This is a genomic window from Kluyvera sichuanensis (genome assembly GCF_040930405.1).
GTDB lineage: Bacteria > Pseudomonadota > Gammaproteobacteria > Enterobacterales > Enterobacteriaceae > Kluyvera > Kluyvera sichuanensis.
In genome coordinates, this window is record NZ_CP162271.1 from 2,660,813 (window position 1) to 2,680,869 (window position 20,057).

At 58.7% G+C, this 20,057-nt stretch carries 20 protein-coding genes; 10 read left to right on the forward strand and 10 right to left on the reverse strand.

Annotated features, from left to right (window positions below; translation table 11 throughout):
- Positions 1-76: 76 nt before the first annotated feature.
- Complete coding sequence (locus AB2B48_RS12920; protein WP_368299335.1) at positions 77-1,090, reverse strand: LacI family DNA-binding transcriptional regulator; 1,014 nt, start codon at positions 1,088-1,090, stop codon at positions 77-79.
- Between the two features lie 262 nt (positions 1,091-1,352).
- Here AB2B48_RS12920 and ascF point away from each other — a divergent pair, with 262 nt between their 5' ends.
- Both ascF and AB2B48_RS12930 read left to right on the forward strand, forming a co-directional pair.
- Complete coding sequence (gene ascF, locus AB2B48_RS12925; RefSeq protein WP_368299336.1) at positions 1,353-2,810, forward strand: PTS cellobiose/arbutin/salicin transporter subunit IIBC; 1,458 nt, start codon at positions 1,353-1,355, stop codon at positions 2,808-2,810.
- Positions 2,811-2,829: 19 nt separating this feature from the next.
- Entirely contained in the window at positions 2,830-4,254 is a 1,425-nt protein-coding gene (locus AB2B48_RS12930) for a 6-phospho-beta-glucosidase (RefSeq protein WP_368299337.1), read from the forward strand.
- 153 nt (positions 4,255-4,407) lie between these two features.
- Here AB2B48_RS12930 and hycI read toward each other — a convergent pair whose 3' ends face one another.
- The 9 genes from hycI to hycA all read right to left on the reverse strand — a co-directional run bounded on the left by hycI (position 4,408) and on the right by hycA (position 12,262).
- Complete coding sequence (gene hycI / locus AB2B48_RS12935; RefSeq protein ID WP_185668050.1) at positions 4,408-4,881, reverse strand: hydrogenase maturation peptidase HycI; 474 nt, start codon at positions 4,879-4,881, stop codon at positions 4,408-4,410.
- Between the two features lie 21 nt (positions 4,882-4,902).
- Positions 4,903-5,313 carry a formate hydrogenlyase maturation HycH family protein gene (locus tag AB2B48_RS12940; RefSeq protein ID WP_065357866.1) on the reverse strand — a complete coding sequence of 137 codons (411 nt, stop codon included), beginning with the start codon at positions 5,311-5,313 and terminating at the stop codon, positions 4,903-4,905.
- The gene (locus AB2B48_RS12945; protein ID WP_035892565.1) at positions 5,310-6,077 is read right to left on the reverse strand and encodes an NADH-quinone oxidoreductase subunit B family protein; all 768 of its coding nucleotides are present in this window, start codon (positions 6,075-6,077) and stop codon (positions 5,310-5,312) included. Before AB2B48_RS12945 ends, AB2B48_RS12940 begins: the two co-directional genes overlap by 4 nt.
- Positions 6,077-6,619, reverse strand: coding sequence for a formate hydrogenlyase complex iron-sulfur subunit (locus AB2B48_RS12950; RefSeq protein WP_035892566.1), 543 nt, complete (start codon positions 6,617-6,619; stop codon positions 6,077-6,079). The genes AB2B48_RS12945 and AB2B48_RS12950 overlap by 1 nt, the downstream gene beginning before the upstream one ends.
- A gap of 9 nt (positions 6,620-6,628) precedes the next feature.
- Complete coding sequence (hycE, locus tag AB2B48_RS12955) at positions 6,629-8,338, reverse strand: formate hydrogenlyase subunit HycE (RefSeq protein ID WP_185668049.1); 1,710 nt, start codon at positions 8,336-8,338, stop codon at positions 6,629-6,631.
- Positions 8,339-8,354: 16 nt separating this feature from the next.
- Complete coding sequence (locus tag AB2B48_RS12960) at positions 8,355-9,278, reverse strand: respiratory chain complex I subunit 1 family protein (protein WP_368299338.1); 924 nt, start codon at positions 9,276-9,278, stop codon at positions 8,355-8,357.
- 2 nt (positions 9,279-9,280) lie between these two features.
- Positions 9,281-11,107 carry a formate hydrogenlyase subunit 3 gene (gene hycC, locus AB2B48_RS12965; RefSeq protein WP_220439919.1) on the reverse strand — a complete coding sequence of 609 codons (1,827 nt, stop codon included), beginning with the start codon at positions 11,105-11,107 and terminating at the stop codon, positions 9,281-9,283.
- The gene (locus AB2B48_RS12970; protein ID WP_185668046.1) at positions 11,104-11,712 is read right to left on the reverse strand and encodes a 4Fe-4S dicluster domain-containing protein; all 609 of its coding nucleotides are present in this window, start codon (positions 11,710-11,712) and stop codon (positions 11,104-11,106) included. The genes hycC and AB2B48_RS12970 overlap by 4 nt, the downstream gene beginning before the upstream one ends.
- An 82-nt stretch (positions 11,713-11,794) precedes the next feature.
- Entirely contained in the window at positions 11,795-12,262 is a 468-nt protein-coding gene (gene hycA, locus AB2B48_RS12975; RefSeq protein WP_185668045.1) for a formate hydrogenlyase regulator HycA, read from the reverse strand.
- A 213-nt stretch (positions 12,263-12,475) separates the two neighbouring features.
- Between hycA and hypA the strand changes: the two genes are divergently transcribed.
- The 8 genes from hypA (at position 12,476) to AB2B48_RS13015 (ending at position 19,903) form a co-directional block, all read left to right on the forward strand.
- A complete protein-coding gene (hypA, locus tag AB2B48_RS12980) occupies positions 12,476-12,826 on the forward strand; it encodes a hydrogenase maturation nickel metallochaperone HypA (protein WP_185668044.1) in 351 nt (116 codons plus the stop codon).
- Positions 12,827-12,829: 3 nt separating this feature from the next.
- Positions 12,830-13,702: a hydrogenase nickel incorporation protein HypB gene (gene hypB / locus AB2B48_RS12985; RefSeq protein WP_185668043.1), complete on the forward strand. Its 873-nt coding sequence runs from the start codon at positions 12,830-12,832 to the stop codon at positions 13,700-13,702.
- Positions 13,693-13,965, forward strand: a complete 273-nt coding sequence (locus AB2B48_RS12990; protein WP_035892574.1) for a HypC/HybG/HupF family hydrogenase formation chaperone — start codon at positions 13,693-13,695, stop codon at positions 13,963-13,965. The genes hypB and AB2B48_RS12990 overlap by 10 nt, the downstream gene beginning before the upstream one ends.
- Positions 13,965-15,086: a hydrogenase formation protein HypD gene (gene hypD, locus AB2B48_RS12995; protein ID WP_333012765.1), complete on the forward strand. Its 1,122-nt coding sequence runs from the start codon at positions 13,965-13,967 to the stop codon at positions 15,084-15,086. Before AB2B48_RS12990 ends, hypD begins: the two co-directional genes overlap by 1 nt.
- Positions 15,083-16,093, forward strand: a complete 1,011-nt coding sequence (gene hypE, locus AB2B48_RS13000; RefSeq protein ID WP_185668041.1) for a hydrogenase expression/formation protein HypE — start codon at positions 15,083-15,085, stop codon at positions 16,091-16,093. Before hypD ends, hypE begins: the two co-directional genes overlap by 4 nt.
- Positions 16,094-16,209: 116 nt before the next feature.
- Positions 16,210-18,291: a formate hydrogenlyase transcriptional activator FlhA gene (gene flhA, locus AB2B48_RS13005; RefSeq protein WP_368299340.1), complete on the forward strand. Its 2,082-nt coding sequence runs from the start codon at positions 16,210-16,212 to the stop codon at positions 18,289-18,291.
- 56 nt (positions 18,292-18,347) lie between these two features.
- On the forward strand, positions 18,348-18,776 hold the full coding sequence (locus AB2B48_RS13010) for a TOBE domain-containing protein (RefSeq protein WP_368299341.1): 429 nt from the start codon (positions 18,348-18,350) through the stop codon (positions 18,774-18,776).
- Positions 18,777-18,967: 191 nt separating this feature from the next.
- A complete protein-coding gene (locus AB2B48_RS13015; protein ID WP_368299342.1) occupies positions 18,968-19,903 on the forward strand; it encodes an alpha/beta hydrolase in 936 nt (311 codons plus the stop codon).
- Positions 19,904-20,057 lie beyond the last annotated feature (154 nt).

Genomic DNA, 20,057 nt, shown 5'->3' on the forward strand with positions numbered 1-20,057 from the left:
TTTTTTAAGGAGATTTTATTGCTGATGATGAGAGATAAGCTGTCATCGTCACTTATGACGATGACAGATGACGACGCTAAGCGTGCGGACCGGGGACGATGGATTCACGCTCAATCAGTTCACCAGGGAAGGTTTGCTGATATTTAAAATCCCCGCCGTCGAGCATGAAAATAAGGCGGTGGATGGTCTCTTTGATCATTTCCGTGACCGGAATTCGCACGCTGGAGAGCGACGGCACCATATACGGTGCGAGAGTAATATCATCAAAGCCCAGCACCGAAACCTGCCGCGGTACGTTTATTCCGCGCGCATGCAGACGTTTAATCGCCCCGACCGCCATATCGTCATTACTGGCGACCAGCGCGCTAAAGTTCACCTTACTGTCCAGCAGCGCATCCACTCCGGCGGCACCGGTCGCGGGCGTCCACTTTCCTTGTACAATCAGCTCCTTACGCACGGCAATGCCGTGCTTCGTCAGCGCGTCTTTATAGCCGGACAGGCGTTCAATACCGGTAGGAGAATCCAGCGAGCCGGTAATAAACGCAATATCGCGATGGCCAAGGAGAATTAACCGCTCCACCGCATTCTGACTGGCGGATTTTTGATCGCAATACACGCAGTGGCTGCTATTTCGCCGCAGCCGACGGTTAATCACTAATATCGGCTGCTGTTGCTGCTGAATAATCTCGTCAATATCGTCGACGCTCAGAAAACGGGGATAAATAATAATGCCGTCACAGCGCAGGTCGAGCAGGTACTGAATGGCATCTCGCTCCTCCTCGGCGCTGTGCTTACCGTCCGCCAGAATCAGCCGCCGCCCGTGATCTTCGGTCATGCTCGCCGCGTGGAACAGCAGCTCGCTGAAATAGACCCCGTGATAGAGCGTATTGGTGACCACCAGCCCCAGCGTCTGCGTCTTTTTGGTCGCCAGGTTACGTGCCAGAAGATTAGGCCGATAGCCACTCTCTTCAATGGCCAGAAACACCCGGTCTTTCGTCTCCTGACTGACATAACCGTTGCCCGATAGCACCCGGGATACGGTGGCTTTCGACACGCCCGCCCGTCGCGCCACCTCCAGCATTGTCGTCATAATCATACCTTTGAGAAATCATTTGCCAGCAGTGTACTTCACCGTTTCGCTATTTTCAGCATCCACCGATCTGCGCGCTTTTTGCCCAACGCTGGTTCATGTGATCGGTTTCACGAATTAATCAAAAACAAAAATTAGATCTTGATGTAACAAAAATAACACATGAATATTATGTGGAACCGGTTTCCTATGCAACGTTTCATCACCCCGCCACACCGGGCGATGAGCGATAAGTACCCTACTGATAAAACAGGATTTTCCGATGTCTAAAAACTATGCGGCTCTGGCGCAATCCGTGGTGGGCGCGCTTGGCGGCGTGGAGAACATCTCCGCCGTCACGCACTGCATGACTCGCCTGCGCTTTGTACTGAAAGATGAAACGCAGGTCGACAGCGCCAGCCTCAAGGGCATCAGCGGCGTGCTGGGCGTGGTGCGTAATGACAACCAGTGCCAGGTGATTATCGGCAACACCGTCTCCCAGGCCTACCGTGAGGTGGTGAACCTGCTGCCGAGCAACCTGCAGCCTGCCGCCCCGGTCGGAAAACCGAAACTCACCTTACGCCGTATCGGCGCGGGGATCCTCGACGCGCTGATCGGCACCATGTCGCCGCTGATCCCGGCAATTATCGGCGGATCGATGGTTAAGCTGCTGGCGATGATCCTCGAGATGACCAGCGTGCTGCCAAAAGGCGCACCGACGCTCACTATTCTGACGGTGATCGGCGACGGCGCGTTCTTCTTCCTACCGCTGATGGTCGCCGCCTCTGCGGCGGTGAAGTTCAAAACCAATATGTCACTGGCGATTGCTATTGCCGGGGTGCTGGTGCATCCGAGCTTTATTGAGCTGATGGCGAAAGCGGCTCAGGGCGAGCACGTCGAATTCGCCTTTATCCCGGTAACGGCGGTGAAGTACACCTATACCGTGATCCCGGCGCTGGTGATGACCTGGTGCCTCTCCTACATTGAACGCTGGGTCGATAAGATCACCCCGGCGGTCACTAAAAACTTCCTTAAACCGATGCTGATCGTGTTGATCGCCGCACCGCTGGCGATCCTGCTGATTGGCCCGATTGGCATCTGGATCGGTAGCGCCATCTCCGCATTGGTGTACACCATTCACGGCTACCTCGGCTGGCTGTCGGTCGCCATTATGGGCGCACTGTGGCCGCTGCTGGTGATGACCGGGATGCACCGCGTCTTTACGCCCACCATCATTCAGACCATCGCCGAGACCGGCAAAGAGGGCATGGTGATGCCGTCGGAAATTGGCGCCAACCTGTCGCTCGGCGGTTCGTCGCTGGCGGTGGCATGGAAAACCAAAAACCCGGAGTTGCGTCAGACCGCGCTGGCGGCGGCCGCTTCCGCCATTCTGGCCGGCATTTCCGAGCCCGCGCTGTACGGCGTCGCCATCCGTCTGAAACGCCCGCTGATCGCCAGCCTGATAAGCGGCTTTATCTGCGGCGGCATTGCCGGTGCCGTCGGGCTTGCCAGCCACTCCATGGCCGCGCCAGGCCTGTTCACCAGCGTGCAGTTCTTCGACCCGGCTAACCCGATGACGATCGTCTGGGTATTTGGGGTGATGGCGCTGGCGGTGGTGCTCTCCTTTGTGCTGACGTTGATTCTTGGTTTTGAAGATATTCCCGTCGAAGAGGCCGCCGCTGAGGCGCGCAAGCGTCAGGCCAACGCGCCTGCCGGTGCGGCGGCGGCACGAATTTCATAATTTTTTAGCGAGGTAACGCATGTCGACATTTCCGCAAGGGTTTCTCTGGGGCGGCGCCATTGCCGCCAACCAGGCCGAAGGGGCTTATCTTGAGGGCGGCAAAGGGCTGACCACCGTGGATATGATCCCGCACGGCGTAAACCGCCTGCCGGTGAAGCTGGGGCAAGAGAAGCGCTTTACGCTGCGCGACGATGAGTTCTACCCGAGCCATCAGGCGATCGATTTTTATCATCGCTACAAAGAAGATATCGCGCTGATGGCGGAGATGGGCTTTACCGTGTTCCGTACCTCGATTGCCTGGAGCCGTCTCTATCCAAATGGTGACGAGCTGGAACCTAACGAAGCGGGCATCGCCTTCTACCGCGACCTGTTCCGCGAGTGCCAGAAGTACGGCATTGAGCCGCTGGTCACCCTGTGCCACTTCGACGTGCCGATGCATCTGGTCACCGAGTATGGTTCATGGCGCAACCGCAAAATGGTCGATTTTTTCGCCCGCTATGCCCGCACCTGCTTTGAGGCGTTCGACGGGCTGGTGAAGTACTGGCTAACCTTCAACGAAATCAACATTATGTTGCACAGCCCGTTCTCCGGCGCGGGGCTGGTGTTTGAAGAGGGTGAAAATCAGGATCAGGTGAAATACCAGGCCGCGCACCACGAGCTGGTCGCCAGCGCACTGGCCACCAAAATCGCCCATGAGGTGAACCCGCAAAACCAGGTCGGCTGCATGCTGGCGGGCGGTAATTTCTACCCTTACTCCTGCAAGCCGGAAGACGTGTGGACGGCGCTGGAGAAAGACCGCGAGAACCTGTTCTTTATCGACGTGCAGGCGCGCGGCCGCTATCCAGCCTACTCGGCGCGGGTGTTCCGCGAGAAAGGCGTGACGATCGCTAAAGAAGCGGGCGATGACGAGATCCTCAAGCACACCGTCGATTTTGTTTCGTTCAGCTACTACGCCTCGCGCTGCGCGTCGGCGGAGATGAATGCCAACAATACCAACGCGGCGAACATCGTGAAGTCGCTGAAAAACCCGTATATCGAAGCCAGCGAATGGGGCTGGGGCATCGACCCGCTCGGTCTGCGCATCACCATGAACATGATGTACGACCGCTACCAGAAGCCGCTGTTCCTGGTGGAAAACGGCCTCGGCGCGAAAGACGTGGTTAACGCTGACGGGCAGATTGATGACGATTACCGCATCAGCTATCTGCGTGAACATATTCGGGCGATGGGGGAAGCGATTGAGGACGGGATTCCGGTGATGGGTTACACCACCTGGGGCTGTATTGATCTCGTGGCAGCCTCCACCGGTGAAATGAGCAAGCGCTATGGGTTTGTCTACGTTGACCGTGATGATGCGGGGAATGGGACGCTGGCGCGGACGCGTAAGAAGTCGTTCTGGTGGTATAAGAAGGTGATTGCCAGCAACGGGGAAGATTTGGCGTAGGTGCCAGGTTTCCCCTCACCCTAACCCTCTCCCCAAAGGGGCGAGGGGACCGTCAGGTGCGGTTTGGGGATATGAACTCATTGCGTTAAAGCGGCACGGGTTTTCTCCCTCTCCCTTCCAGGGAGAGGGCCGGGGTGAGGGTACAAACGACGACTACTCTTCGTCCTCAGCTTCCAACTGCGCAAACCCGCCGTTCCCCTGCCACCCTTCAAGACGCTGATAAACCACTTCAACCGCGTCTTTGATCGCCTGGGTCATTGGATAGTAAAACCCAACGATATCCGGCTGAATACCGAGGAAAATCACCTCACCCACGTCGTCTTTCAGCTGATCCACCAGGTAGTTCAGCGGCATATTGTGGGTAGTCATCATAAACATCTCGGCGATGTCGTCCGGGTCGATAATGCGAATCTCGCCCGGGTTCAGCCCCATATCGGTGGCATCAACAATCAGCAGGCGAGCCGGGTTCAACTCGCGGATCGCCACAATATCGTTTTCCGGCGCGCTGCCGCCGTCAATCACAACCCACGCCCCTTTCGGCTGGGCTGCGCACATTTCTGCCAGCAGAGGGCCAGCGCCATCGTCGCCCATCATGCTATTGCCGACACAGAGTAAAACGTCAGTCATGGTCACTCCTCAATCGTAAAATCAGTCGCGCAGGCGACGCACCATCAGATAGATGGCGCTCTCCTGATGAATGGCGTGCAGCATATTGAGCATCGCCTGGCTCCACTCTTTTTGCTGCGGGGTTTGTGACGCCCGCGCCTTATCAAACGCGTTCGCCAGCATCGACACGTGGTTGCTGTCGATGACAATCTCGCCGTACTTCGGCACGCCTTCCATCTTGCGCCGCGCCGTGCTGTCCGCTTCAAGCGTAGCAATCCACGCCAGATATTCATCCCACGGGCAGGTCAGCGCGGCTTCGAGGCAGTCGATGACCCCGAGGTGGTGGCCAATCGCCAGGCTGTAATAGACAACCTGCTGCGCCTCGGAAGGCGTGGCATCGTTCTCATCAATAAATTTACGGCTCAGTTGACTGAACACCACCTGTTCGCTCATCGAATACGTGCCTCTTCTACTACGTGGTTAAGCTGTGTGACGATTTCCGTCAGACGCGGATCGTTTTCTGTGGCCAGCCACTGCTGAACCTGAGTGTCACCCTGGCCCAGATGCAGCATATAGTCGTCGGCAATCTGGCGACCATAACGATAGCCCGCCAGACGGCGCGCGGCACGGTCAACCTGCACGCGCAGCGGCTGGACCATGTCCGGATGCAGAATTTCGGCCGGCTGTGCGTCCAGTTCACTTGGCGCACGCGCGTGGATTTTCTGCTCCAGCAGACCCAGCGCCATGGCAAAGCCGTACAGCGTTGCCGCAGGCGTTGGCGGGCAGCCAGGAATGTACACGTCTACAGGTACAATTTTATCGGTGCCGCCCCAGACGCAGTACAGGTCGTGGAAGATACCGCCGCTGTTGCCGCAAGCGCCGTAGGAGATACAGATTTTCGGGTCCGGCGCGGACTGCCAGGCGCGCAGCGCCGGCGAACGCATGGCGCGGGTGACCGCACCGGTAAACAGCAGAATGTCGGCATGACGCGGTGACGGCACCACTTTAATACCAAAACGTTCGGCATCGAACAGCGGTGAAAGCGTGGCAAAGATTTCGATTTCGCAGCCGTTACAGCCGCCGCAGTCCACGCGGTACACGTAGGCGGAACGCTTGATGTTTTTCAGCAGCGACGCTTTCATGCTGGCGATAGATTCTTCTACCGTCATCGGCACCGGCATGCCGTTGTCGTCGCGTGGCCCTATTAAGTTGCTCATCAGATGGCCTCTTTCATGTGGCGAGTCAGGTCAATACGGTCGGAAGGCACCAAACATTTCTGACGCTTACATTCCGGGCAGGTCTCAAAGCTTTCGCGGTGATTTTCCGCGCGGCTGTCGCCGTTGTGCTTGAGCAGCGCAATGGCGTAATCAATCTCTTTTTGCACTGCAAACGGACGGTTGCAGACGCGGCAGTTGCAGATATCAAAACGGGACTGCTGCAAGAAATCTTCTTTCTTCCACACCGCCAGTTCGTACTCCTGCGACAGCTTGATCGCCGCCGTCGGGCACACTTCTTCGCAGCGACCGCAGAAGATGCAGCGGCCGAGGTTGAACTGCCACGCCAGTTGATTGCTGACGCGGTCGGTTTCCACCGTCAGGGCGTTCGACGGGCAGGCGTTCACGCACGCCGCGCAGCCGATACACTGCTGCGGATTGTGTTCCGGCTTGCCGCGGAAGTTTTTATCAACCGGCATCGGTTCCAGCGGATAGGACGATGTCGTAGTGCCGGTTTTGATGACTTTTTTGATAAAGGTAAACATGACGATTCCTTATTTCAGCGGCGAGTTCTTACGCTCGATGCTGTAGCGCTCAAGCTCTTTGTACGGCACGACCTTGCTCTTCTTCTTACGCACGTCAACCACGGTCATACGGTCGGTACAGGAGTAGCAAGGATCGAGGCTACCGATAATCAGCGGCGCATCGGAAACGGTGTTGCCGCGCAGCATGTAGCGCAGGGTTGGCCAGTTGGCGTAGGTCGCCGCGCGGCAGCGCCAGCGGTACAGCTTCTGGTTGTCGCCGGTCATGCTCCAGTGAATATCATCGCCACGAGGCGCTTCTGAGAAGCCCAGCGCGAAACGGTTAGGAATGTAGGTGAACCCTTCCACCGCCAGCGGGCCGCCTGGCAGGTTATCGAGGCCGTAATCAATCATGTTCAGCGCGGTGAACACTTCGTTGATACGCACTTTCAGACGGGAGATAACGTCACAACCCTGCTCGCTGTGCACTTCCATCGGCAGCAGACCGTAGCCCACGAACGGGTGATCGGCACGAGTATCACGGGCATGGCCGCTGGCGCGAACCATCGGGCCAACGTTACTGAAGTCACGGGCGATTTCCGGATCCAGGCGGCCGATACCGACGGTGCGCTGTTCCATGTTCGGGGTGCTCAGCAGAATATCCACCAGATCCTGCACGTCGCGACGCATCTGCTGCGCCAGCTGACGGGTCTGGATCATGTCGTCTTTCAGGAAGTCACGACGGATGCCGCCAATCAGGTTCAGACCGTAGGTTTTACGCGCGCCGGTGAGGATTTCCGCCATTTTCATGGAGGCTTCACGAACGCGGAAGAACTGCATAAAGCCGGAGTCAAAGCCGGTGAAGTGGCACGCCAGGCCGAGGTTCAGCAGGTGCGAGTGCAGACGCTCAACTTCCAGCAGAATGGCGCGGATCATCTGCGCACGTTCCGGCACCACGATGCCCATCGCATTTTCGACGGAGGTGGTGTAGGCGGTGCTGTGGGCAAAGCCGCAGATGCCGCACACGCGGTCAGACAAGAAGGTGACTTCGTTGTAACCCATGCGGGTTTCCGCCAGTTTTTCCATGCCACGGTGGACATAGAACAGACGGTAATCGGCGTCGATAATGTTCTCGCCGTCAACGAACAGGCGGAAGTGGCCCGGTTCATCGGAGGTCACGTGCAGCGGGCCAATGGGCACCACGTTGTTTTTCTTGCTGCCCAGCTCGTTGATGAACTCGTAGGTTTCGGCATCGGTGGTCGGTGCCGGGCGCTGACGGTAGTCCATGCTGTCTTTACGCAGCGGGTACAGCTCGTCTGGCCAATCATCCGGCAGCACCAGACGACGTTCGTCAGGCAGGCCCACCGGGCGCAGGCCGTACATGTCGCGCACTTCGCGCTCGCCCCAGACTGCCGCCGGAACGCGTGGCGTGACGGACGGGTATTCGAGGGTGTTCGGATCGACTTCGACGCGCACGGTAATCCAGCACTTGGTGCCTTTTTCCATCGACAGCACGTAGTAGACCGCATAGTGTCCGTTCAGTTTACGTTCGTCGTTGCCGAACAGCACCGACAGCCAGCCGCCCTGCTGGTAGTAAAGAAACTCGACGACTTCCGGCAGGTAGTTCACCTTCACGGTAATCGTTAACTGGTCTTTGGTCTGCCAGGCTTCGTCCAGCACCACGCCCGGGAAGGACTGGTGCAGCGCAGCGAGGTAGTGTTGACCCACTTTTTCTTCAGACATGCTCAAAACTCTCTTATCACGCCACCAGCAAGGAGACGAAGGCTAAAAAGGCTAAACCGAACCCGGTCCAGGTGATACGACCGGTAATATCCAGACGCAGACGCGCCATGCTGTTTTCGAACAGCGCGATAATCAGCACGCCAACCACCAGCTTGACGATGGCGGCAATCACGGCAACCACCAGACCACCAACGCTAAAGCTGGTCATCTGTCCCCACGGGATGAAGACGCCAACGAACATCTGCAGCACCACCAGCTGTTTCAGGCTGATGCCCCACTTCAGCACGCCGAAGCCGCTGCCACTGTATTCAGACAGTGGGCCTTCCTGCAGCTCCTGCTCCGCTTCCGCTAAGTCGAACGGCAGTTTGCCCATTTCGATAAAGGTGGCGAAGGCGCAGGCGCAGAAGGCCAGCGCCAGCGGAAGGCTGCGGCTGACCGGCCAGTGGTAAACCGTGGCAGTGATGTTACTGATATGGGTAGAGCCTGCGACCAGCGCAGCGACCCACAGACCCAGCAGCAGAATCGGCTCCACCAGCACGCCGAGCATCGCTTCACGGCTTGCGCCGATGGCGGTGAACGGGCTACCGGTGTCGAGACCGGCAATGGCGAAGAAGAAACGCGCGACGGCAAACAGGTAGATAAGGGTAATCAAGTCGCCCAGACCCGGCAGCGGGGATGCGACGGTCACCACCGGCAGCGCGGTCGCAATCGTCAGCATCACGCCAACCATCACAAACGGCGTCAGGCGGAACACCCAGCCGGAAGCGTCCGGGCCAATGCTCTGACGGCCCAGCAGTTTGATGATGTCGCGATACTCCTGCATCACGCCCGGCCCGCGACGGTTATGCAACCGTGCGCGCAGCACGCGGGTGATACCAGACAGCAGCGGCGCGACGGCAAACAGCACCAGCGCCTGCAGTACAGCAAATAGGAACGTCATGTTCAGGCTCCTCGAGAGATGACAATCACGACCAGCACCGCCAGTTCAACCAGCGCCAGGCGTTGCAGCAGCAGCGGCGCCGCCGCGTTCTGCCAGCCCGGAACCAGAGAGACCGGGTTAAGCCATTTGCGCAGTTTCAGTACCGGGGCAAAGGCCTGTTTCACCGGCATCGCAAAACCGTGCGCGGTGATCACCATGGATTGTTCGTGGTCGTAACCACAGACCCACGCCGCGCCGCGAGAACGGCTTGGCAGGCGGTTGCCTTTGAGCAGCGCCAGAATGATGAACGGCAGCAGCGGACAGGCAATCAGCAGCAGGGTAATCATCGGCTGGGAGACCACGGTGTGCGCGGTAGCCATCGGCAGCGGCACGGCGGCGCTCAGCATTGGCAGCAGCCACGGCGCGGCAACGCCGCCAACGATGCACAGCAGCGCCATCACCACGGTGCTGATCGCCATCAGCAGCGGTGCGCAGCAGGCGTTTTCCGCCTCTTTAGTGCGCGGTGCGCCAAGGAAGGTAACGCCGTAGACTTTCGCCATACACATCACCGCCAGTGCGCCGGTGATCGCCAGGCCAACGGCCAGCAACGGCCCCAGCAGACGACCAATAAACGCTCCGCTGGTGCTCAGCTTGAAGAAGGACTGGTAGATAACCCATTCGCCAGCAAAGCCGTTCAGCGGCGGCAGCGCAGCCATCGCCATCAGGCCGACCAGCATCGCCAGGGAGATCATCGGCATACGTTTACCGATACCGCCCAGCTTCTCGATGTCGCGGTGGCCGGTACGGAACCAAACCGAGCCCGCGCCGAGGAACAGCGTGGTTTTGAACAGGCTATGGTTAAGCAGATGGTACAGACCACCGGTCAGACCCAGCGCCACCATCACCGGCTCCTGCAGTGCCAGGCCGGTCACGCCGACGCCTAAACCGAGCAGGATGATGCCGATGTTTTCCAGCGTGTGGTACGCCAACAGACGCTGAATATTATGTTCCATCAGCGCGTACAGACCGCCGACAAACGCGGTGATCATGCCCAGCACCAGCAGCGCAATGCCCCACCACAGCGGCTGAACGTCACCCAGCAGCGACACGGTGAGAATGCCGAGCAGACCCACTTTCATCACCACGGTAGAGAACAGCGCGGCGGCCGGTGCGCTCGCGTTGGCGTGCGCCTGCGGCACCCAACCGTGCAGCGGGATAATCCCTGCCAGCAGGCCGAAGCCCATCACGCAAAGTACCCAGATGTCAGAACCGATTGGCAGCATCTGCGCACGTTCGTTCAGCAGCACCAGATCCAGCGTGCCGTAGCGCTGCCACAGCAGCAGGCAGGCAATCGCCAGCAGAATAGTGCCCAGACGGCCCAGCGCAAACCACAGCTTGCCGGAGGAGGCGCAGCCGGTGAGGAACGCGCCGCACAGCGCCATGATTTCCGCCATCACCACCAGCGAACCGAAGCTGCTCGCCACGATCGCGAAGACGGCAGCCGCCAGCAGGATGTTAATCAGCAGGCCGTTGCTTTTGACGTTCGGATGACGATGCCAGTCAATGTTGTAGAGGCTGACAAACAGGCCGCACAGGCCGAGCGCAATCAGCCATACCGCGTTCAGCGGGGAGACCAGCACGCTGTAGTGCACCAGCGACAGGCTGCCCATCACCGGGTAACCGTGAACCAGCACCTGAACGCCCGCCAGGCCCGCGCACAGGCTGCCCAGCGCGCCGCCGATACCGGCAACAAAACCGCTCAGGGATTTATTAAACGACAGCACAAAGGACAGCACGGCGGCGGCGGCAAACCAGGCCACTGCGCTATTAATCAACGTCATGACGCTCATTTCGCCTCTCCTTGTTGCGCCTGGAACAGCGTCAAATCGCCTAAGTCGGTATGGAAGGTCAGCTCACGTTTGCGTTTGCTGACGCGGGCGATGTCCATGTTGTTCACCAGATGCAGCGCTTTGGTCGGGCAGGTACGCACGCAGGCCGGGCCTTCTTCGTCGAAGTGGCACAGGTCGCATTTCACCGCGATAGCACGGATACCAGGCACCCAGTCCAGCAGCGTACTGACGCGAGCCGGAGCCGGCGGCGCAGGCAGCGCTTTCGGCGAGTTAGCGTTGGCCGGGATATCCAGCGGACGGCTACCGGAAAATTCAATCGCCCCAAACGGGCAGGCAATGCCGCACAGTTTGCAGCTCACGCACAGGCTTTCGTTCAGCTGTACGGCGCCATCGACGCGGGTAATCGCATTTACCGGGCAAACCCCGGCGCACGGCGCGTCTTCACAGTGGTGACACATCTGTGGCGCGGATTCTTTTTCATTAAGCATTACTCTAAGCCGCGGCATAGATTGCAGGCCGTGGTGGCGATGCGTTTCCGCACAGGCCGCTTCACAGGTACGGCAACCGATACAAACGGTAGAGTCAGCAATTACAAAACGATTCACCAGGTCTTCCTCAGGTGACAGTCATTTTTGACGAAATCATGCAGAGCAAGTGTCATTTCGACACCCGTCGACACACCGATAATCAAGCGTGAGAAGCCCGTTGAGGCTCTTGTGCCAGCTGGCTGAAACTCACCGGGCTGTCGCTTTCAAGCGCCGCATACAGGGTGTCGTATACCGGCGAAATTTTTTCCAGGTAATGCTCCAGCACCTGCTCGCGGTCGCGGATATTGACGGTGCCGTCAATAAAGCCGTTCATGCTCATCTCGGCGCTGCCCACGCACTGTTTATTCAGGCCGTCGCGGGTTTCAACAACGTACTCAACGGTGTGGCTGTTAAAGCCGCTGGCCAGGCTCACGGAAACCACGAAGTGTTCGAACAGCACGAAGCTCAGCTCTTTCTCTGGGGCGCAGTTCATGGCGTGATGCAGACGCGCTTTGGACAACGTAATCCCTTGAACCAGAGAGTTGCAGTAGACACGCCATTGATCCTGATGGCGGCGGTGACGATCGGCGATATAGTCGGCCTTCTCGCTAATTTCCCAAATAGTCATGTCGGTTACCCGGTTAATAGAAACAAGCCTCCTAAGCACTTTTCATGCCATGTTTTTAACATACTGATTTAATTTAATTTTAGTGAAATGACACTACCGGAGTGACATGTCATTTCGTCAGTGCGACATCGTCATCGACAGTCTTTACGCCCCATATTTCATCTCTGGCATCGTTATTGCATTACTCCTGCGAGTGATGTACCAGGAGGCGTTATGCACGAAATCACGCTCTGCCAGCGAGCGCTGGAAATTGTCGAACAACAGGCGATACAAAACGGCGCGAAACGCGTCACCGGCGTCTGGATGAAGGTCGGCGCTTTTTCTTGTGTAGAGACGAGCGCAATGACCTTTTGTTTTGATCTGGTGTGCCGCGGCACGCTGGCTGAAGGCTGTACACTGCACGTCGAAGAACAGGAGGCGGAATGCTGGTGTGAATCCTGCCAGCAGTATGTTCAGCTCGTGTCAGTTCACGTGCGCCGTTGTCCGCAATGCCATAGCGACAACCTGCGCATCGTCGCCGACGACGGTTTACAGATTCAGCGAATTGAAATTGATCAGGAGTAAAGTATGTGTACCACCTGTGGTTGTGCCGATGGCAACCTCTATATAGAGGGCGATGAACGTAACCCGCACTCGCTGTTCCGCAGCGCGCCTTTCGCCCCGGCAGGCCGTCCGGCAATCTCCATTACCGGCGTCAGAACCCGAGAATTTGAACCGCAGGCCGCGGATAACGGCGACCTGCACTACGGCCACGGCGAAGCGGGCACTCACGCGCCGGGCATGAGCCAGCGCCGGATGCTGGAAGTCGAAATAGATGTGCTGGATAAAAACAACCAGATTGCCGCCCGCAACCGCGCACGCTTTGCCGCCCGCGAACAGCTGGTGCTGAATCTGGTCTCCAGCCCTGGCTCCGGTAAAACTACCCTGCTCACCGAAACCCTGATGCGTCTGAAAGACCGCGTCTCCTGCGCCGTTATCGAAGGCGACCAGCAGACGGTGAACGACGCCGCGCGTATCCGCGCCACCGGCACCCCGGCGATTCAGGTCAACACCGGTAAGGGCTGCCACCTTGATGCGCAGATGATTGCCGACGCCGCCCCGCGCCTGCCGCTTGAGAGCAACGGGATCCTGTTTATTGAGAACGTCGGCAACCTGGTCTGCCCGGCGAGCTTTGATCTGGGCGAACGCCACAAAGTTGCCGTGCTGTCGGTCACCGAAGGTGAAGACAAGCCGCTGAAGTACCCGCATATGTTTGCCGCCGCGTCGGTCATGCTGCTCAACAAAGTTGACCTGCTGCCGTACCTCAACTTCGACGTTGAGAAGTGCCTTGCCTGCGCGCGCGAAGTGAACCCGAATATTGAAATCATCCTGCTCTCCGCCACCAGCGGCGAAGGCATGGATAGCTGGCTGAACTGGCTGGAGACGCAGCGATGTGCATAGGCATTCCGGGACAAATTTCTGCCATTGATGGCGTACAGGCGAAGGTGGATGTTTGTGGGATTAAGCGCGACGTCGACCTGACGCTGGTCGGCGCGGTGGACGAAAACGGTCAGTCGCGCATCGGCCAGTGGGTGCTGGTGCACGTGGGTTTTGCCATGAGCATCATCAACGAAGAAGAGGCGCGCGATACCCTCGCGGCGCTGGAAAATATGTTTGAAGTCGAGCCGGACGTTGGCGCGCTGCTTTTTGGCGAGGAACGGTAATGCGTTTTGTTGATGAGTACCGCGCGCCCGAGCAGGTGATGCAGCTGATTGCCCACCTGAAAAGCCGGGCGCAGCATCTGGCCTATACAGCTGAACGCCCACTGCGCATCATGGAAGTGTGCGGCGGCCACACGCACGCGATTTTCAAATTCGGTCTCGACCAGCTGCTGCCGGAGAACATCGAATTTATCCACGGGCCGGGCTGCCCGGTGTGCGTACTACCGATGGGGCGCATCGACACCTGTATTGAAATCGCCAGCCATAAAGAGGTGATTTTCTGCACCTTCGGCGACGCCATGCGCGTGCCGGGGAAAAACGGCTCGCTGATGCAGGCGAAATCGCGCGGGGCGGATATCCGCATTGTCTATTCGCCGATGGATGCCCTGAAGCTGGCGCAGCAGAATCCGGATCGTAAAGTGGTGTTCTTCGGCTTAGGCTTTGAAACCACCATGCCGACCACCGCGATTACCCTGCAGCAGGCGAAGGCGCAGAAGGTCAGTAACTTCTTCTTTTTCTGTCAGCACATTACGCTTATTCCCACGCTGCGCAGTCTGCTCGACCAGCCGGACAACGGTATCGATGCGTTTCTGGCGCCGGGCCACGTCAGCATGGTCATTGGCACCCACGCCTACGGCTTTATCGCCAGCGACTATCAGCGTCCGCTGGTGGTGGCAGGTTTTGAGCCGGTTGACCTGCTGCAGGGCGTGAACATGCTGGTGGAGCAGAAAATTGCCGCCTCGCCTTGCGTCGAAAACCAGTACCGCCGCGTGGTGCCGGACGATGGCAACCTGCTTGCGCAAAACGCCATTGCCGAGGTGTTTGCGGTCAAGGGCGACAGCGAATGGCGCGGCCTGGGGCTAATCAACGACTCCGGTGTACAACTGACGCCAGACTATCAAGCATTCGACGCGGAAGCGCACTTCAAACCGCAGCCACAGCGCGTCTGTGACGATCCGCGCGCCCGCTGCGGCGACGTGCTGACCGGCCGCTGCAAACCGCATCAGTGCCCGCTGTTTGGCGCCACCTGCAACCCGCAGAGCGCGTTTGGCGCGCTGATGGTGTCTTCAGAAGGCGCCTGCGCCGCCTGGTATCAATATCGTAGTCAGGAGGCAGAAGCATGAAAAGTATTCAGTTAGCGCACGGGAGCGGCGGTCTGGCGATGCAGCAGCTGATCGACAGCCTGTTTATGAAAGCCTTTGCCAACCCCTGGCTGGCAGAGCAGGAAGATCAGGCGCGTCTGTCGCTGGCCTCGCTGACCGCCCACGGCGATCGCCTCGCCTTCTCCACCGACAGCTACGTGATTGACCCGCTGTTCTTCCCCGGCGGCAATATCGGCAAGCTGGCGATTTGCGGCACCGCCAACGATGTGGCGGTAAGCGGCGCGGTGCCACGCTACCTCTCCTGCGGCTTTATTATTGAAGAAGGGCTGCCGATGGAGACGCTGGAGGCGGTAGTCAACAGCATGGCGGAGACGGCCAAAGCAGCGGATATCGCCATCGTCACCGGCGACACCAAGGTCGTGGGTCGTGGCGCGGCGGATAAGCTATTTATCAATACCGCCGGAATGGGCGCTATCCCGTCCGATATTCACTGGGGCGCGGCAACGCTCACCCCGGGGGATCTGCTGATGGTCAGCGGCACGCTCGGCGACCACGGCGCGACCATCCTCAACCTACGCGAACAGCTCGGTCTTGACGGCGAACTGCAAAGCGACTGCGCGGTGCTGACGCCGCTTATCCAGAGCCTGCGCCCGATTGCCGGGGTGAAAGCGTTGCGTGATGCCACTCGCGGCGGCGTCAACGCGGTGGCCCATGAGTTTGCCGCCACCAGCGGCCACGGTGTTGAAATTCATGAACAACATATTCCGCTGAAAGACGCGGTGCGCGGCGTGTGCGAATTATTAGGGCTTGACGCGCTTAACTTCGCAAATGAAGGTAAACTGGTGATCGGCGTGACCCGCGAAGCAGCCGATGAGGTGCTCGCCGCACTGCGCGCCCATCCGCTGGGGCGTGATGCCGCTATCATTGGCGAAGTCACGGAACGCCGCGGGGTTCGCGTTGCCGGGCTGTACGGCGTGAAACGCACGCTGGATCTTCCTCACGCCGAACCGCTGCCACGAATCTGTTAACAGGCCGCTCAAGGTCTGAAATTTATTATTATTATTAGAGCTTATCCCCGTCAGTATGGTGACGGGATAGGCTTTTGGCGATCGCACCCACCGCGGTGCATTTATGGGCAAGCTACATGTCGTATACACCGATGGGCGATCTCGGCCAGCAAGGGCTGTTTGATATCACCCGGACTCTTCTCCAACAACCCGATCTGGCCGCACTCAGCGAAACGCTGGCGCAGCTGGCAAAACAATCTGCGCTAGCGGACAGCGCGGCGATCATCCTGCTGCAGCCGGGAAACCACCGCGCGGGCTACCACGCCACGCATGAAGCGGGTAAACCCATCGCCTATGAAGACGATAGCGTGTTGGCAAACGGCCCGGTCAGACGACTGCTGTCACGCCCCGACGCCCTGCACTGCAGCTACAGTGAATTTCACGAAGCCTGGCCGCAGCTGGCCCACAGCGGGCTTTACTCGCCGTTCGGCCACTACTGCCTGCTGCCGCTGGCGGCGGAGGGACGCATCTTCGGCGGCTGCGAGTTTATCCGCCAGAACGACCAGCCGTGGAGCGAAAAAGAGTACCAGCGCCTGCACACCTTTACCCAGATTGTTGCCGTCGTCACCGAACAGATCCAAAGCCGGGTGACTAACAACGTCGATTACGATCTGCTGTGCCGCGAGCGCGATAATTTCCGTATTCTGGTGGCGATCACCAACGCCGTGCTGTCGCGCCTCGACATGGACGATCTGGTCGGCGCGGTAGCCAAAGAGATCCACTACTACTTCAATATCGACGCCATCAGCGTGGTGCTGCGCGGCAACCGCAAAGGCAAGCTGAACATCTACTCGACGCACTATATTGACGTCAACGATCCGGTGCACGATCAGAGCGAAGTGAACGAATCCGGCACGCTGACCGAACGCGTGTTTAAGAGCCAGGAGATGCTCAAGCTCAATCTCCACGAACAGGACAAACTGGCCCCGTACGAGCGCCAGCTGTTTGAAATGTGGGACGATAAAATTCAGACGCTGTGCCTGCTGCCGCTGATGTCGGGCGACAAGATGCTCGGCGTGCTTAAGCTTGCCCAGTGCGACGAAAAAGTGTTCTGCGCCGCCAACCTGAAGCTGCTCAAGCAAATTGCCGAGCGCGTCTCCATTGCCGTCGATAACGCCCTCGCCTATCAGGAAATACACCGTCTGAAAGAGCGTCTGGTGGACGAGAATCTCGCGCTGACCGAACAGCTGAACAACGTTGACGGCGAGTTTGGCGAGATAATCGGCCGCAGCGAAGCGATGTTCAACGTGCTCAAGCAGGTTGAGATGGTGGCGCCAAGCGACAGCACCGTGCTGATCCTCGGCGAAACCGGCACCGGTAAAGAGCTGATTGCCCGCGCCATCCACAATCTGAGCGGCCGTAACAGCCGCCGGATGGTGAAGATGAACTGCGCGGCAATGCCGGCTGGCCTGCTGGAAAGCGACCTCTTCGGCCACGAGCGCGGCGCATTTACCGGTGCCAGCGCCCAGCGCATTGGCCGCTTTGAACTGGCGGATAAAAGCTCCATGTTCCTCGATGAAGTGGGCGATATGCCGCTAGAGCTGCAGCCGAAGCTGCTGCGCGTGTTGCAGGAGCAGGAGTTCGAACGCCTCGGCAGCAATAAGCTGATCCAGACCGACGTACGCCTGATCGCCGCCACTAACCGCGATCTCAAGCAGATGGTGCTGGATCGCGAATTCCGTAGCGATCTTTACTATCGCCTGAATGTCTTCCCGATCCACCTGCCGCCGCTGCGCGAGCGCCCGGAAGATATTCCGCTGCTGGTCAAAGCCTTCACCTTTAAAATCGCCCGCCGTCTGGGGCGCAACATCGACAGCATTCCGGCGGAAACGCTACGTACCCTGAGCCAGATGGAGTGGCCGGGTAACGTGCGCGAGCTGGAGAACGTGATTGAGCGTGCGGTGCTGCTGACCCGCGGCAGCGTGCTGCAGCTTTCTCTGCCGGAGCTGACCTTTGCCCACGAAGAGCCGGAGCCGATGCCGATGGCGGAAGCACCGAAAGAGGGAGAGGACGAATATCAGCTGATTGTTCGGGTGCTGAGAGAGACCAACGGCGTAGTGGCCGGGGCGAAAGGCGCAGCGCAGCGTCTGGGGCTTAAGCGCACCACATTGCTCTCAAGAATGAAACGCCTGGGCATTGATAAAGATACGTTAATGTAAAAACTGTGGCTATACTGACCTCTGATTCAATAACGAGTGAATGGAGGCAGTATCGTATGGCAGTTTCAGCACGTAACCAATTAACAGGCACCATCAGCGCAGTCTCAACCGGCGCGGTCAACAACGAAATCGAACTGACCCTGCCGGGCGGCGCAAAGCTGGTAGCTATCGTCACTCACAGCAGTAAAGAAGCGCTGGGCCTGGTCAATGGTAAGGAAGCCATTGCGCTGATTAAAGCCCCGTGGGTCACGCTGGCAACCGAAGACTGCGGTCTGAAGTTCTCCGCCCGCAACCAGTTTGCCGGTGAAGTCACTCAGGTGACCGAAGGCGCGGTGAACGCTACCGTACATATCAAAACCGATGCTGGCTTTGAGATTGTTGCCGTGGTCACCAACGAAAGCCAGAGCGAGATGAAGCTGGCGAAAGGCAGCCGCGCGATTGCGCTGATCAAAGCGTCCGCGATTCTGATCGCCACCCGCGCGTAAGTTGTCCCCGGCGTCGCGTTGCTCGGCCGGGCTACATTCGGTTCGTAGCCCGGCCGAGCAACGCGACGCCGGGAATAGCACCCACCTCACACCTTCTCGTTTCTCTATTTATGAAACATCGTTTTGTGAATTCATTCCCGTTCTCACGATGTCATGGATGATAAATAAGCGTTTTCCCCGTGGAGACGTCTATGATTCGCTTACCTCTGTCCGCCGCTCTTGCCCTGGCATTTTCCGTACAGACGGCTGTTGCCGCCCTGCCCGTTTTTTCCATCTGGCCTGGTGGCGAAGCGCCCGGCGCTAAAAACAGCCCGGTGAGCTACGCGCTGGTTGAACGCAGCAAAGACCCAAGCCTACCGGACCGTGCCGTTACCGGCATCCGCGCCCCGGAAATCACCGTCTACGCCCCTGCGCATCCGAACGGCGTCGCGCTACTGGTCACCCCCGGTGGCTCTTATCAGCGGGTGGTGCTGGATAAAGAAGGCAGCGATTTAGCCGCACCGTTTAACGCCAAAGGCTACACCCTGTTCGTGATGACCTACCGTATGCCCGCCGATGGTCATGCCGAAGGGGCCAATGCGCCATTAGCTGACGCCCAGCGGGCGCTGCGCACGTTACGCGCTAACGCCACGAAGTGGCATATTGATCCGCAAAAAATTGGCGTGATGGGCTTCTCGGCGGGTGGGCACGTGGCCGCAAGCCTGGAGACGCGCTACGACGAGGCGGTTTATTCCCCACTTGATGCCGTCGATAAACAGAGCGCGCGCCCCGACTTCGTGGTGCTCGGCTACCCGGTTATCTCGATGGATAAAACCATAGCTCACCCCGGCTCGCGCACGGCGCTGATTGGCGACACGCCAACGGCCGAGCAGATTAAGCACTACTCTCCCGAGCGGAACGTCACCGCGCAAACACCACCAACCTTCCTGATGCACGCAGTGGATGACCCGTCGGTACCGGTCGATAACTCGCTGGTGATGTTCAACGCCCTGCGCGCGCACAACGTGCCGACCGAGCTGCATCTGTTCGCCGAAGGGAAGCATGGATTTGGTATTCGCGGTGCCAAAGGCCTGCCTGCCGCCGCATGGACGGATCTGGCAATGAACTGGATTGCTTCGCTGCCGTAAAACTCCCCCGGCGTCGCTGCGCTCGGCCGGGCTACATTCGTTTCGTAGCCCGGCCGAGCAACGCGACGCCGGGTATTGCACCCAGACAAAATTGAGATCTCATTTTTCCCTTTTGATCACAATAATCCAGTAAATCACCTCATTCTCTTCTGTC

What these genes read in the sequence shown, in the direction of transcription:
- flhA (WP_368299340.1), top strand. Translation starts at nt 16,210, where the DNA reads ATGTCGTATACACCGATGGGCGATCTCGGCCAGCAAGGGCTGTTTGAT.
- hycE (WP_185668049.1), bottom strand. Translation starts at nt 8,338, where the DNA reads ATGTCTGAAGAAAAAGTGGGTCAACACTACCTCGCTGCGCTGCACCAG.
- hycC (WP_220439919.1), bottom strand. Translation starts at nt 11,107, where the DNA reads ATGAGCGTCATGACGTTGATTAATAGCGCAGTGGCCTGGTTTGCCGCC.
- AB2B48_RS12945 (WP_035892565.1), bottom strand. Translation starts at nt 6,077, where the DNA reads ATGAGCAACTTAATAGGGCCACGCGACGACAACGGCATGCCGGTGCCG.
- AB2B48_RS12930 (WP_368299337.1), top strand. Translation starts at nt 2,830, where the DNA reads ATGTCGACATTTCCGCAAGGGTTTCTCTGGGGCGGCGCCATTGCCGCC.
- AB2B48_RS12920 (WP_368299335.1), bottom strand. Translation starts at nt 1,090, where the DNA reads ATGACGACAATGCTGGAGGTGGCGCGACGGGCGGGCGTGTCGAAAGCC.
- AB2B48_RS12990 (WP_035892574.1), top strand. Translation starts at nt 13,693, where the DNA reads ATGTGCATAGGCATTCCGGGACAAATTTCTGCCATTGATGGCGTACAG.
- hypB (WP_185668043.1), top strand. Translation starts at nt 12,830, where the DNA reads ATGTGTACCACCTGTGGTTGTGCCGATGGCAACCTCTATATAGAGGGC.
- hypA (WP_185668044.1), top strand. Translation starts at nt 12,476, where the DNA reads ATGCACGAAATCACGCTCTGCCAGCGAGCGCTGGAAATTGTCGAACAA.
- AB2B48_RS12960 (WP_368299338.1), bottom strand. Translation starts at nt 9,278, where the DNA reads ATGACGTTCCTATTTGCTGTACTGCAGGCGCTGGTGCTGTTTGCCGTC.
- ascF (WP_368299336.1), top strand. Translation starts at nt 1,353, where the DNA reads ATGTCTAAAAACTATGCGGCTCTGGCGCAATCCGTGGTGGGCGCGCTT.
- hypD (WP_333012765.1), top strand. Translation starts at nt 13,965, where the DNA reads ATGCGTTTTGTTGATGAGTACCGCGCGCCCGAGCAGGTGATGCAGCTG.
- AB2B48_RS13010 (WP_368299341.1), top strand. Translation starts at nt 18,348, where the DNA reads ATGGCAGTTTCAGCACGTAACCAATTAACAGGCACCATCAGCGCAGTC.
- AB2B48_RS12940 (WP_065357866.1), bottom strand. Translation starts at nt 5,313, where the DNA reads ATGAGCGAACAGGTGGTGTTCAGTCAACTGAGCCGTAAATTTATTGAT.
- hypE (WP_185668041.1), top strand. Translation starts at nt 15,083, where the DNA reads ATGAAAAGTATTCAGTTAGCGCACGGGAGCGGCGGTCTGGCGATGCAG.
- hycI (WP_185668050.1), bottom strand. Translation starts at nt 4,881, where the DNA reads ATGACTGACGTTTTACTCTGTGTCGGCAATAGCATGATGGGCGACGAT.
- AB2B48_RS13015 (WP_368299342.1), top strand. Translation starts at nt 18,968, where the DNA reads ATGATTCGCTTACCTCTGTCCGCCGCTCTTGCCCTGGCATTTTCCGTA.
- AB2B48_RS12950 (WP_035892566.1), bottom strand. Translation starts at nt 6,619, where the DNA reads ATGTTTACCTTTATCAAAAAAGTCATCAAAACCGGCACTACGACATCG.
- hycA (WP_185668045.1), bottom strand. Translation starts at nt 12,262, where the DNA reads ATGACTATTTGGGAAATTAGCGAGAAGGCCGACTATATCGCCGATCGT.